Source organism: Streptomyces sp. NPDC059679 (assembly GCF_042734105.1).
In the GTDB taxonomy this organism is placed as follows: Bacteria; Actinomycetota; Actinomycetes; order Streptomycetales; family Streptomycetaceae; genus Streptomyces.
On the sequence record NZ_JBHWES010000086.1, the window covers coordinates 15,967 to 29,407 of the forward strand.

Consider the following 13,441-nt stretch of genomic DNA (forward strand, 5'->3'; position numbering starts at 1 on the left):
AGCCTATTGGCGCGACTGCTGCGCGTTGGTACACCGAGCCAGTGAGGGAATTGGTCGATGAGGCCATGCGGAGATTTACGGAAAGACGCACTGGAGCCGACGCTTGGCTGGCACCACGCTTGCACGCCACCCTACGTATGACACGAGCCGAAGCGGCGAATCCGGAGCTGTGGAACTTCATGTCTTTGGCGGTGGCACCGGACTACGTGATCTGGCGTCACCGGAGGGCGGCCACGTCAGAAATGTCCACTCCGACCGCCCCCGCAGATCGATTCGTGGGGGCGCACTATAAAAATGCCTTCGCAAGGCTGTGGTGGGCCGCTGAAATGTTCCGGGACGGCGAAGACTACAGGAGCGTGGAATTCGCGTGCAGTAACCAGGACGTGCTCAATACGGCTCTCAGGCTGAATTCGATCGATCACCGCCCGACGGCGCTGGCGCTTCTTCAAGTTCTTCGAAATATGGCGACGCGTAGGACGTCTCGCCTCGGCGATCACGTCAACGCGTTGGCGCCCGAAATAAACATCGTCGGGAGCACCTTGATGTACGACGTCATCGCGCCGGCGGAACCACCTGATGCCGATGCCGTTCTTGATTGGATTGCGGAGGGGGAATCGGCTCCGACTGTTCCGCTGGAATCGCTCCCGGACGGTCCGAGGGATGGGAAAGTTCTAAAATCTTCAGTGGACGCTCTGGTGAAAATCTTTGAGAAGGTCCACGAGGAGTCCCCCTACCTTCGCCGCCGAGGAGCGCCCGCTGAAGAGTCGGGCTCCGGAGTCAGCCTCGCAAAGCCTGGTGGATGACCCCCGCCAGCGCCCGCGAGAGGCCGACCGGCACCGCATTCCCGATCTGACGCCCAATCTGTATCTTGCTGCCGCACCATTTGAATGACTCAGGAAAACCCTGAATAAGTGCGGCTTCATAGTGAGTGATGGGACGCCAGGCGAATGGATGCAGGTAGCGACCTTTTTCCGGCTTGTAGAATTCCGTTCGGATGGTTACCGATGGTCGATCCCAATGCATGCGTCCCATGACGTCGTGGGATCCGTTTCGGTGGGCCAGCCAGTTCGGAGTCGACAGCTCCGGAGGAAGGTCGTGTCTGTTGCCGCCTCGAGGAATTGCTTTGTATCGGGCCAAGGAGACGTCTGTTGGTGTCCGCCCGAAATGCAAGTCCGTGGTCCTGAAAGTTCCCGGCAGGCTGAATTTCTTCAGCCCGAGTGGATTGCAGGTTCCTTCCGGGAGTTCAGTGGTGACAGGTGTCACCAGGGAGCGTGAGAAGACAGCGGGGCCGACTGCCGCCCAAGGCATTTTGGACTCGATACCGGGCAGCGTTGTTCCCATGGCTTCGGGCGCCTTGGCGTGGCTGGTATCGGGGTAGCGGAGTCCGTTGAGATATTCGAGATCTCGGCGGACTCCTATGACGATGGTTCGGCGTCGGGACTGGGGTACACCGTAGTCCGCCGCATTAAGGACGGAGTACTCGACGAGTTTGTAGTCGCGCAGACCACCGTTGGGCTTCTCTGTGGCCGCATAAAGCGCCTCGAACTCGGCGGACCTCAAGAACCGATCAACGTTTTCGACGACGAAAATCTTGGGCTCGATTTCATTGACGACCCGCATGTATTCGCGCCACAATTTGTTGCGGGGATCGTTGACATCCCCCAGCCCGAGCCCGGAGAAGCCCTGGCACGGAGGGCCACCAAGGACGACGTCTGCTTTGATGTCGTGGTCGCGAGGTTGCCAGTCCTCGATGTCACCCGCGTGGATGTGATGCAGCCCGCCGGCGTCGTCGGCGAAGTTGGCGGCGTAGGTCGAGGCCGCCGCCAGGTCGTGCTCGACGGCCGCGACCGACCGGAAGACCGGAGCTGTCCCGCCAGGGGTGCGGAAGGACCGGAAACCTTCCGTGAAGCCCCCACATCCCGCAAAGAGATCAACAACGTTGATCGGCTCCGGGGCTTCCTGGTTGTTCATGACGGTGAGTTTAGCCGGCCGCTGGGAGTGATCACGAACATACCTGGTGATCGGCCGGAAGCCACTGCCGGAAAGCCGGCAAATCGCACTCAACCGCTCCCTGCCTGCGCCTTCACCCCAAGTGCATGGGCGATGCGCCGTCCTACAGCCTCGGCCACCGACGGTGGTGACGCATGGCCGATCTGCCGGTACACGGAGGTTTTTCGGCCGAAGAACCTCCACTCGTCAGGAAAGGATTGCAGCATCGCGACCTGACGAACATTGAGCTTGGGCAAGGCGTCGACGGGGAAGTCGGGGCCTGGCACACCGTCTCCGATGCTGTTGCCGTTGACGCCCAACCTCGCCCAGGCGCGCTTGGAGCCGGTCGGTCCGAGATCGGCTCCGCCCCGGAAGGGGGAACCACCCACGATGGCTGGTGCCGGCTCGTTCGCTCGTCCTGCCCATGCCGAGGCTCCGGGCCAGCCGTCGCGGGCCATGGATGCCTCCAAAATCTCTCCGACTGAAGGTGCCGGTTCGGGTGAGGGTTCAGGCCAGTCGAATCGGCTGAGCTCCGGGTGACGCATGGCCACAAGGAACCCTTGCCGGCGGTGCTGGGGGACGCCGAAGTCCGCAGCATCGAGCACACGCCACTGGACGTCATAGCCCACGTCGGCGAGATTTTCGACGATCCAGGACCTGATGTTCTCGAACTTGTCAGAGGTGACAAGGTCAGGGACGTTCTCCAGCAGGACGGCACGTGGCTGCACCGAGTGTGTGAGCCACACCGCTGCCTCCAGGAGTTTCCGCTCCGTGTCGGTCTCGCGGCGCTGGACCGTCGCCGCCGACTTGACGCGTGGCAGGCCACCAGCAAGAAGGTCCACGTCATAGACAGAGGGATGCTCTTCCGGGTCGAAGTCGATGACGTCGGTACGGAGGACTTCCCAATTCGGGCGATTCAACTTCAATGTCTTGCAGGAGTTCTCGTCGTTCTCGATCAACATGACCGGATCGAACCCTGCTCGTTCCAGCCCCAAGGCCTGGCCACCTGCTCCCGCGCAGATTTCGAGGGAGGAGAGTCGTGGTGAGGTCAATGCGGCTTTCTCCTTGTGGCAATGGCGGCGGGCCGGTGACCGGGTGGTCCGGAGCAGGCCAGGACAATTCTGGTGGCGGACGTGTCCGGAGTCAGGTCGCGTCGATGATCGCCTCGTTCTCCTGGGCGGAGTCGATGGTGGTGAACCGCACGACTTTTTTATCGTGGCCGTGTGCGGTAGCGGGGGCCACGAAGGCGAAGCTCATGACCAAACCCTTCAGGTCGGCCTCGCCTGTTGCCGTGGCGGGAGGGCGTTGCTCGAGTACGGGATAAAGGGTGATCACACCGCGTCGGGGAGCCACGTATTGCTCTGTGGCCGGGTCGTTGCTGTGTGTGAGAGAGCCTGCGATCCGCATGGCCACTGCTCGGTGCTTCGGGTCGCTGATAGCACCGAAGAGCGGATAACGCTCGCGTCGTCGTTGCCGGCTGAACCAGGACAATGGGCGTTTCTGCATCCCCAGCGGGATGCGCTGACCTGGGGAGGAGTGCTGAGGGGCGAGCACCAGCCAATCGTCCACGTCTCGACCGGACTGCGTGATCGCCTCCAAGTAGGCGAGGCTCGGGGTGAAGTGCTCTCCGTGCCATTTCAGCGACCGAAAGACGGTGATGGCGTCTTCTGCAGTCAGCAGCCCGGTGAAGGCGTCGAATCCGTTAGTGGTCCCGGAATCTGTTTTGTGAAATGAGAAATGTGTGGGAGCGACCGACAATCGATCCAGCGCCGGGAGCCACTGATCGGTGTTGTGGCGCAGGGCAGTAGTCTGGCTTTCCGGCGGATATGCGGTGGGCTCCGACCACTGGCCCGGTGATCTGACCTCGACCAGGCGTGCGTTGTACATTTTGTTACGACTTGTCGGCTTCAATTTCGGGAAATGCTGGGAGACCAGAGGCGGCACTTGAGCAGGTGTGACCTGTGGCTTACCGTTCACCATCGCAGAGTACTGTTCGAGCTGTGCCCGGAAGCTCTCCTCGTCGCGGCAAATTGCTTCGAAGGCGTCGTAGAGGTCGATGTCCTGTGGGTGCAGTCCGCCCGATGACTCCCTGCGGCCGACCCACAGGCGGACCAGGTCCCGGTAGCCTTTGCGGAATCCGAACCAGCGACCCATCTGCATCATTGTGGACGCATTGCCCGCACGCCGGCGGAAGTAGGTGACAGTCAGGCCCTCGACGGTGAATCCCCGGGACAGTTTTTGCCCACCGATGAGGATCTTCCAGATGGAGCGACGGTCGAAGTCTGCTTCGCCTCTCTCGATGTCCTTGTCGCCGTTGACCACGATGACCGGTCGGTCGTCGGCGCCGATGCGGGCCCAAGCCGGGCCGATGTAGGGCGCCAGGCCGTCATAGGAACTGGGGACCGCGAAACCGTCGGCTCGGACGCGGGAAACGGGAAGGAGGTCGGACTCGAAGAGTTCACGCAACCGCTGCCGGCCGGAGGGGCCGGTGTATCCGCCCTCGTCCCACAGGCGCAGCAGCCTTCCTCGCAGCTCGCTGTGCTCCGCCGTCAGCCGGGACTCGTGCACCAGCATGGTGTGGTGTCGGAAGTGGTTCTCATCCACCCGGGGATCTTCGGCCTCCCGGTAGATCTTCATGGCACCCGTAAGGACGAACATGTCCAGGGCTCTGCGCAGGCTGGCGTCGTCCTCTTCATCGGTGGAGTCACCGATTTCACGAACGTAAGCTTTCTCGTTTGAGTTTGCGACGGTGCGTTGCTGAGACGGGATCTTCGAGTCCAGGTCGTGAAAATCTTGAATCCCCATGTAGCCGTGAGGGCGACGGAGGGAGATCAGGAAATCCCTCGGGAAGATGTCCCTGGTGTCGCTGGGGTCGATGAATACGTTCGCGAACGGTGTTGCTGTGTAGCCGACGTACTGGGCCCGAGGAAGAAGCCCCAGCAGCTCGGACACTTTCTGATTGATGGCTGTACGATCGGGGCCGTCACTCCTGTTGGGATTCGCGGTGTTCGGAGACGCCTCGTCGGACTCGTCATCGATGATCAAGGCCGGGATCTCGCCCAGAAGTCCCTTGATTTTCTCCAGGTCCTTCACCAGCTTGCTCAGTACGCTCTTGTTCTTCTTGACCACCATCAGGCGAGCGGCCGCGTGGTCGAGGTTGCGCGGGTCGTAAAGCGGGAGTGCCTTCTCTCGCTTCTCGATTTGGAGCGCGCGGATACCTTGAGCCAAGGACTTGTAGTCATTGGCTCGTGTGGTGAGCCGTTCGACATCGAAGGCGCCGAGTTCTGAAGGCATCCCACCGTGAGTCAGGAATTTCCTGCGGAGCCATGCGGTGTCGTCCGCGTAGTCGGAATCGACCTCGTTACCGGCCCCACGCAGGATGTTCTCCCGCCCCACCAACTCCATGTCGAGGCGGCGTTGGGTCTGGGCACGCAGAAGATTCAACGTCCCCCCGAGCACGATGACCAGACGGTACCCGGCGTCGATGGCCTTCGCGATGACGCCTGTGAAGTTGGCGGTTTTCCCGGACTGCACATAGCCGACAACCAACCCCTTTGACTGATAGGCCTCAGACGAGGTCGGGTCCGCCAAGCGCTCGACAACCCGTTCGGCAGCGTCACCCAAGTCCGCTGTGGTCTCCGGACTCCAGCCCTTCTGGTCCTGCAGGTAGCGCTGATACGCCGGCCAGTACCAGTCGACCCCACGCTGCGAGCCAACACCACGCCAGGGCTTCCGCTCTTGGCTGATGACGACTGGACCGGCGGTCTTCTGCACCGGGATCTCGGCATCCAACTCCTTGCGGGTTGCGGGCTCAAGGCCGAGTCTGTCGTGGACCACGGCGCGACGTTCGTCCGTACGTGGCTCGGTGTCGGAGGCCCAGTCGGTTGTTGTGGGGCCGGTCGCGTAGTCCCAGTCAGTGAGCTGAATGCGCCACAGGCGCTTCAATGCTTCGGCGCCATCGCCGCCCGTGACCAAAATGTCCCTGAACGCTGTCTCGGACACGTCATGCCCGGATGCCTGCATCTCGGCGTAGAAGGCAACGGCGCGCCTGAGAGATGCGGGGCCGGCTGCTTGCATACCGGCCAAGGCAGCCTGATGCACCTTGAGAAGCAGGTCGGCGTTGGTGTTGTCCGCAGTGCTCATATGGCGCTTCCTCAAGGACGGTGGCTCACGGTAGGACGAATTCACTCTGGAGCGCTGCAGGCGGTTCGAGGCCGGCTGGCAGACCTGTCACGTCGATGTTGTAGTCGACCTTGCTTATGCGGGCGGCCAACTCGGCTGGCAGCAGGCGAAGGAGTGACTGGTCCAAGCGTGGCAGACGGTCGTCGACCATGAGGACCAGCGGCGTGCTGCGGAGTGACCAACGTTCGTCGTCCGTGGACAGGATGTTCGAGGTGTCGGGTTGGAGGATGGCCGCGAGACGTTGCTCCAGAGTGTCGAGAGCGGCACCCGTTGTGTGTTGTGCGAGTTGCTCTTGAACGGAGGAGGCGCACTGGGTGAAGGTACGACCGTGAGCACCGCCTCGGGTGAGCTGGAGAGACACCAGCCAGAGCGGCCGGTCTGTACTCGGGGTGAGTTGGGAAAGGCCATGGATGGTGTGACTGCGTGCCTCCGCCGTTGTGGTCTTGACCTCGATGTCATAAGACGGCAGACCGAAATCGTGCTCCTCGCCGTGCGATCCTCTCCAGGATTCTGCGGCGGTTTGCCACCCATGCGAGGTAGCGATGGCTGTCAGCATCACCAGTTCGCCCATCAAGCCGATTCGTTTCTCCAAGCTCATCGCCCGGGGCTTGTCAAGAAGGGCACGCCAGGCCTGTACCGTCTCACTAAATGCCTGATCCGGGGTGCGCCCCCGGTCCACAACGCGATCGGCGACGGCGCACAGGAGGTCGTGAAAGTCGCGCAGCAGCTGTCGTTGGGTGGTCTTGAGCCGAGCCATGCGCATGCCGTCGTACGCTATTTCCTCGACTTGTATCAACGGATGTGGTGAGCGCGGCAACCTCTGACGGGACGTGAGTTCCAGATGAAGGGCGATGTCACGATCGTCCGTCACGACGTAGTCGACACGGGGCAGGGCGCTGCCACCGAGAGGGATGGTCGTCCCTCGGCCGGCGTGAAGAAAGTGTTCGATCTGCGACCAATCGGCCTTGGAGTCAGCTGTCATCGTCGGCCACCCGGTTCAGTTCGCTGCGTGCCGCAGCCACCAATACCGATTGCCAGAGCTGTAGGTTGTCCTTCTCGCGACGGCCGCTGTACTCCTTCTCGAAGACTTCATGCAGCAGCAGGTACATCAGCGACTTCAAGAGTGGGGCATCGTTGAGACTGCCGTCATGGCCGCCCAGGATGGCCTTGCGGTAGTGCTTGTTGAGCACGATGGTCCGCTGCGTGCGATCGACGTAAAAGAACGACTCGTTGTCCAACTTGTCCCAGCGGACGCTGATCGGGTCCTCATAGGGCAGGAGAGGCAACTCCTCTTCGATGGCTGCCCGTACCTCCGGGGCGATCCCCTTGCCTGGGCCGATCACGGCCTTGCGCGTAACACCTACTCGTCTGCGGGCCTCGCGATAAGTGGTGTCTGCGGCTGTCAGGTACTGGGAGAACTTGGTGCCCGACTCGTCCACCGCCTCATCGAGTGCGGCTGTGAACTCGGGGGACAGGTCGACACCTGACTTCTTGACCGTGAGCCGAAAGACATCGCCCAACGCCTCGGGTAGATCGATCGCCACGCGAGCAAGAGAAAGGTGCTGTTCGGGCTGGCGGTAGTTGTTCCAGCCGCCGGCCTGGACGAGGCGGTCGTTGCGGTAGAAGTAGAAGCCCTGTCGATCGATGACAGAACCCACGGCCCGGTACTCGTCGATGTTGGATTTGGGGGGCCAGATGTGGGCGGCGAGCACGATGTGGGAAGCGAGACTCTTGATCGAGGCGCCGAACTCCCGAGGGTAGTCCGCAGCACCTGTAACCGGATAGGCGAACGGGTCCAGGGGTTCGACACCGAAGTCCAGGTAGACCGTTCCGGTCAGGACGTCCTCAACGGCGATGGTGATGTTGAAATCTGCGCGGGCCAGAAAACGATGCAGGTAGAGCCCCAAGTGGAGGCCCAACTTGTTGATCGTGCGCTGTAGATAGCGATCAGTCTGCCCGCTGCCTCCGTGCTTGGGGAAATCCTTCACGCCATCCCAGCGAACAATTGTGCCCTGCCATGTGATGGGCTTGTCGTAGTAGCGATCGACGAGTTTCTGCGCGAAGTCAGGGTCGACGATGTCGCACTGGAATCCGGACTTGGCGTGCTCCATCAACCAACGTCGCCCGGCGGCTCGGGTGCGTTTGGTGGTGCTCACCACCGTGACGGCCTCGGCGTGGGAGAGCGATGCCGACTTCAGGCCGGTACCGAACATCCCGAGAGACTTGGCACCGTACGACTGGCGACCGCCGATCGTCATGGCGACGTCCAGCGCTTCCTCGTCCATGCCACGACCGTCGTCCACGACGAGGAGGGAGACGAGTTGTTCGCCATCGCGAAGGAAGTGGATCACAACGTCTTTCGCGCCTGCGTCGATCGAGTTGTCGACGAGGTCGGTGATGGCTACCTCGAAGCCGTACCCTTGGCTGCTCAGCGCCTCCATGTACCGGGCATCCGGAGGTAGGTGCTTGCTACCGGTTGTGGGGACGTCGAACTGCCAGCCTGTCATCATCCGCCTTGATATCCGGGAGGCGAGGAGTGTGATCACTCGCAACCGCATGATTCGTACGAGTAATGGTGACGGTAGAGCAGGGGACCGACAAGTGGGTTGGAAACTCTGAAACCGCGCTCTTCCGGCACCGGTCTACGAACTGCGTGGTCTTCTCGCCTCGGCGACAGCGGCAGCTACCCGATCTGCCACATCCGACGGTGCTTCGTGCTCCCAGAAGCGCAAAACCTTCCATCCATCCGTCGTGAGGCGTTCGGTGGTTTCAAGATCGCGCGCCATGTTGCGATTCAGCTTGTGCCGCCACCAGTCGGCGTTCGCCTTCGGGTGGGTCGCGTGCTGGGGGCAGCCGTGCCAGAAGCACCCGTCGAGGAAGACGGCGATCTTGAGGCCGGGAAAGGCGATGTCGATGCTCCGACGTGGGAGCCCCGGGACTGGGCGGTGCAGACGGTAGCGATGCCCGCTGGCATAAAGGAGACGGCGCACAGCCATCTCTGGGGTGGTGTCCTGGCTGGCCTGGCGGCTCATGCGGGCGGAGACACCAAGGGAAGACGGTGTGACGGGCACGTGGCCATTGTGCCGGCCAGGGCAGATGTCACTGAGTCCGGGCAACTGGACGGCGGCTTGTGCGCCACGGTCCGGCCTCTGCGGGAGGCATGTCTGAGCGGCGGGACGTTACGGCTGCCCCTGCGGATACGGCGGCTGATGCGCCGGCGGCCAGGCCGGGTAGCCGTACGGCGTGGGCTGGGCGTACGTGGTGTGCGGCGCGTACGCGGCCTGGGGCTGGGCGGGGGGCCAGTACGGCGGGGGCATGGTGGCTGGGTGCGGGCGGGGGATTGGGCGGCGGGGGAGGGGGACGGAGAGGGCGGCGTGGGCCAGGGCCGGTTGGGCGGTCTCGCGGTGTTGCCAGAGGCGGTCCAGGAGCTCGCCCTCGCGGGTGGTGAAGTCGGGGCCCGCCGTGCCGAGGTGGGCGCGGTGGCGGAGGAAGGCGAGTGAGGTGGCGGTCGCGGTGTAGTCGGCGACGATGCGGGCCGCGGCCGGGCCCTGGGTGCGGCGGGCGAGGTCGCGGGCTATGCCGCGGGCGCGCATGGAGGAGAGGGCGATGGGCTCGGGTGGGGTGAGCCAGCCGGCGGCCTGGTAGGTGGTGAGCTGGGTGCGTACGGTGCGCAGCTGGTTGTTGCGGGACCAGATGGTCAGCCAGGTCAGCAGGCCGAAGACGGGGACCATGAAGAGGGCGTAGACGGCGAGGAAGCCGTAGCCGCCGAAGGTGGCGGAGCCGTTCCAGAGGCCGTGCAGGACCATGGCGCCGAGCAGGGCGGCGAGGGGGACGAGGACGCGGCGCGCTCGCTGGTGCTGGGCGGCCGCGGCGGCTATGCCGAAGCCGATGCCGGTGGCGGCGGTGAAGAGGGGGTGGGCGAAGGGGGACATCACCGCGCGGATGAAGAAGGTCGCGGCGGTGGTGGAGCGGATGCCGGAGTAGCCGAATTCCTGGTCGCTGACGAAGGCCGTGCCGAGGTAGAGGATGTTCTCGGTGAAGGCGAAGCCGGTGGCGGTGATTCCGGCGATGACGACGCCGTCGACGATCCCGTTGAAGTTGCGGCGCCGGAAGAGGAAGAGGAGCAGTACGGCGGCGGCCTTGGCGCTCTCCTCGACGACGGGGGCGACCAGAGTGGCGCCCCAGGCGTCGACGTCGGCCTGGCTGGAGGAGGAGTCGGCGACGTTGGTGATCAGCCAATCGGTGGCGAAGCCGTTCGCTATGAGGGCGACGAGGGTCGCCGCGCATGCCCCCCAGGCGAAGGCGAAGATCAGGTTCCGCCAGGGTTCGGGTTCGATGCGGTCCATCCAGCGGAACGCGGCGATCAGCAGCGGTACGGGCAGGATGGCCAGGCCCAGGCCCACCAGGAAGCCCTCGGTGCCGGTCTGCTGGCGGACCAGGGCCAGGATGATCAGGCCGGAGAGGGAGAGCAGGACGATCAGCGCCGTGGCGCGCAGGGACTTGTTGGCCCACAGCGCGCTCAGCCGGCCGCCCCACGGGCCGCGGCCCGGCGGCGGGTGTGGCCAGTCGCCTCCGGCCGGCGGCGCGGACGTGGGGCCGGTCCACGGCTGCTGTCCGTATGCCGTGGCCGGGGGGCCGGGCTGCTGGTGCGGGGGCGGGGACTGGTGCACCTGACGACCCTAACGAACGGCGGAATGGCGGACCGAAGGATTATGCCCAGGCGCTAAAGGGCGCTATGTCTGCGCTGTGTCCCGCGCTATGCCTTTGCTATGTCTCGCTGCGGCGGAAGATCAGATCGTGGACGATATGGCCCTTCTCCAGGCCCTGTCCCTCGAACTTGGTCAGCGGACGGAACGCCGGGCGCGGGCTGTAGCCGCCGTCGGGCTGGGTGTTCTCGAAGTGCGGGTCGGCGGTGAGGACCTCGAGCATCTGCTCGGCGTACGGCTCCCAGTCGGTCGCGCAGTGCAGCAGCGCGCCGGGGCGCAGCCGGGTGGCGGCGAGGGCGATGAACTCGGGCTGGATGAGGCGGCGCTTGTGGTGCCGCTTCTTGGGCCAGGGGTCAGGGAAGTAGACGCGCAGCCCGGCGACGGATGCGGGCTCCAGCATCTCGCGCAGCAGGATGATCGCGTCGCCGTTCGCCACCCGGATGTTGGAAAGATTCTTCCGCTCCGCGAGAGCGAGCAGATTGCCCTGGCCGGGGGTGTGGACATCGGCGGCCAATATGCCGGTGTCGGGGTCGGCGGCCGCCATCTGGGCGGTGGCCTCGCCCATGCCGAAGCCGATCTCCAGGACGACGGGCAGGTCCGGGTCGCCGAACAGCTCGCCGAGGTCGATACGCGAGAGGCCGTCGATGTCCAGGCCCCACTGGCCCCACAGGCGGCGCAGCGCCTCGCCCTGGCCCAAGGTCACCCGGCCGCGACGGGGGCGGAAGGAGCGGATGCGCCGCTCGTGGTGCGAGCCGGCGGGGTCGGCCAGCGGGCCGCCCGGGAACACCGGCTCGGCGCGACGGTCGCGCGGGGGCGGGTGAGGGGACTGGGACGGGGACGGCGGCGGCGTGCGCTCGGGGCGGGGAGCGGGGGTGGTGGGGCTGCCGGTGGTGGGGGCTTCGGCCGTCGGGTTTTCGGCGGTGTGGTTCTCGGACACAGTGCTTTGATTCTACGGGCCGAGGCAGCCGCGCCCGGGCCCCTCATGTCCGAGCCCGAAGTGCCCGGGCAGCAGTGCCCAAGCCCCGCCCTCACAGCCGCTCCGGGTCCCGCCTCACAACCGCTCCAGCACCCGCCTCGCGACCTCCCGCCCGATCGGCAGCGACGCCGTCGCCGCCGGCGAGGGCGCGTTCAGCACATGGACGACGTGGGGGGACTCCTTGATCAGGAAGTCGTCCACCAGCGTGCCGTCGGGCAGCACCGCCTGGGCGCGCACGCCCGCCGGGGCCGGTATCAGGTCGTCGGCCGTGACATCCGGCAGCAGACGGCGGACGGCGTCGGTGAAGGCGCCCTTGGACAGCGAGCGGCGCAGCTCGCCCGCGCCGTAACGCCAGTGGCGGCGGGCTATCCGCCAGGAGCCGGGGTACGCCAGCGTCCCGGCCAGCTCGCGCGGGCGGACCGTCTGCCAGGTGTAGCCCTCGCGGGCGAGGGCCGGCACCGCGTTCGGCCCGATGTGGACGGAGCCGTCGACGCCGCGGGTCAGATGGACGCCGAGGAAGGGGAAGGCCGGGTCGGGGACGGGGTAGACCAGGCCGCGCACGAGGGAGGCGCGCGAGGGGACCAGCTCGTAGTACTCGCCGCGGAAGGGGACGATCCGCATGCCGGGGTCGTCGCCCGCCAGCCGGGCGATCCGGTCGCAGTGCAGGCCGGCACAGTTGACCAGGGCCCGGGCCCGCAGCACCGTCCCGTCGCCCGTACGGACCGCGACCGCCGACGGGCGCCGCCCGATGGCGGTCACCCCCGCCCCGTATCGCACCGACGCCCCGGCGTCGCGCGCGAGGCGGGCCAGCCGGGCCGCCACGGCCTTGAAGTCGCAGATGCCCGTCGTGCCCACATGGATGGCGGCCAGGCCGCGCACCCATGGCTCGTGCTCGGCGAGCTGGGCGGGGCCGAGCTCGCGGACCGGGATCCCGTTCTCCCGGCCGCGCTGGACCAGGGCGTGCAGCCGGGGCAGCTCCGCCCGCTCCGTCGCCACGATGAGCTTGCCGGTCACCTCATGCGCGATGCCGTGCTCGGCGCAGAATTTGACCATCTCCGCCGCGCCCTGGGCCGCGAACCGCGCCTTCAGCGACCCGGGGCGGTAGTAGATGCCGCTGTGGATCACGCCGCTGTTCCGCCCTGTCTGGTGGCAGGCGGGGCCTGCTTCCTTCTCCAGGACGGTCACCCGGGTGCCGGGCGAGGCGCGCGTGATCGCATACGCCGTCGACAGGCCGACGATCCCGCCCCCGACCACCAGCACATCGCAGTCCAGCGCCCTCACGTCACCTCACCTCCCCACGCCGCGCACAATCCACTCACCGAACTCGATGACTATCATGACCCGCGCCACTGACAGCCATCAGAAACCTGCGTCACCCCCCCGTCATCTGGTACTCCGCGGGTACCGAACGATCACGGGGTACCGAACGATCACGGCAGATGATCGCGTGCCCCGCCTCATGGCCAGGTGATCAGGGTGCCGGGCCGGTGCCGTCAGCCGTCCGGCCCGTCACGCCGCCGCCACCATCAGGCGTCACCCTCGTCACCCTCGTCACGCCGCCACCATCACGCGTCGCCCTCATCACGCC

10 protein-coding genes are annotated in these 13,441 nt (G+C 65.4%); 1 reads left to right on the top strand and 9 read right to left on the bottom strand.

The genetic code is table 11. The features are described from left to right. The first annotated feature begins 65 nt into the window (after positions 1–65). Positions 66–803, top strand: a complete 738-nt coding sequence (locus ACFV2X_RS49045; RefSeq protein ID WP_385629313.1) for a DUF6339 family protein — start codon at positions 66–68, stop codon at positions 801–803. Here the strand turns inward: ACFV2X_RS49045 and ACFV2X_RS49050 are convergent. From ACFV2X_RS49050 to lhgO, 9 genes are all read right to left on the bottom strand, one after another. Then, complete coding sequence (locus tag ACFV2X_RS49050; RefSeq protein WP_385629283.1) at positions 778–1,971, bottom strand: DNA cytosine methyltransferase; 1,194 nt, start codon at positions 1,969–1,971, stop codon at positions 778–780. The genes ACFV2X_RS49045 and ACFV2X_RS49050 overlap by 26 nt on opposite strands. Before the next feature lie 89 nt (positions 1,972–2,060). Continuing rightward, positions 2,061–3,041, bottom strand: coding sequence for a DNA cytosine methyltransferase (locus ACFV2X_RS49055; protein ID WP_385629286.1), 981 nt, complete (start codon positions 3,039–3,041; stop codon positions 2,061–2,063). Between the two features lie 91 nt (positions 3,042–3,132). Next, complete coding sequence (locus ACFV2X_RS49060; RefSeq protein ID WP_385629289.1) at positions 3,133–6,132, bottom strand: Z1 domain-containing protein; 3,000 nt, start codon at positions 6,130–6,132, stop codon at positions 3,133–3,135. A gap of 25 nt (positions 6,133–6,157) precedes the next feature. Continuing rightward, positions 6,158–7,153 carry a PD-(D/E)XK motif protein gene (locus tag ACFV2X_RS49065; RefSeq protein ID WP_385629291.1) on the bottom strand — a complete coding sequence of 332 codons (996 nt, stop codon included), beginning with the start codon at positions 7,151–7,153 and terminating at the stop codon, positions 6,158–6,160. Next, a complete protein-coding gene (locus tag ACFV2X_RS49070) occupies positions 7,143–8,681 on the bottom strand; it encodes an ATP-binding protein (RefSeq protein ID WP_385629316.1) in 1,539 nt (512 codons plus the stop codon). The genes ACFV2X_RS49065 and ACFV2X_RS49070 overlap by 11 nt, the downstream gene beginning before the upstream one ends. Positions 8,682–8,813: 132 nt before the next feature. Continuing rightward, entirely contained in the window at positions 8,814–9,203 is a 390-nt protein-coding gene (locus ACFV2X_RS49075) for a very short patch repair endonuclease (protein WP_385629319.1), read from the bottom strand. A gap of 147 nt (positions 9,204–9,350) precedes the next feature. Further along, the gene (locus ACFV2X_RS49080) at positions 9,351–10,841 is read right to left on the bottom strand and encodes a PrsW family intramembrane metalloprotease (RefSeq protein ID WP_385629293.1); all 1,491 of its coding nucleotides are present in this window, start codon (positions 10,839–10,841) and stop codon (positions 9,351–9,353) included. Positions 10,842–10,938: 97 nt separating this feature from the next. Then, the gene (gene trmB / locus ACFV2X_RS49085) at positions 10,939–11,814 is read right to left on the bottom strand and encodes a tRNA (guanosine(46)-N7)-methyltransferase TrmB (RefSeq protein ID WP_385629295.1); all 876 of its coding nucleotides are present in this window, start codon (positions 11,812–11,814) and stop codon (positions 10,939–10,941) included. Positions 11,815–11,928: 114 nt separating this feature from the next. Next, positions 11,929–13,134 (bottom strand): L-2-hydroxyglutarate oxidase, encoded by a 1,206-nt coding sequence (gene lhgO, locus ACFV2X_RS49090; protein WP_385629298.1) that lies wholly within the window; start codon positions 13,132–13,134, stop codon positions 11,929–11,931. Positions 13,135–13,441 lie beyond the last annotated feature (307 nt).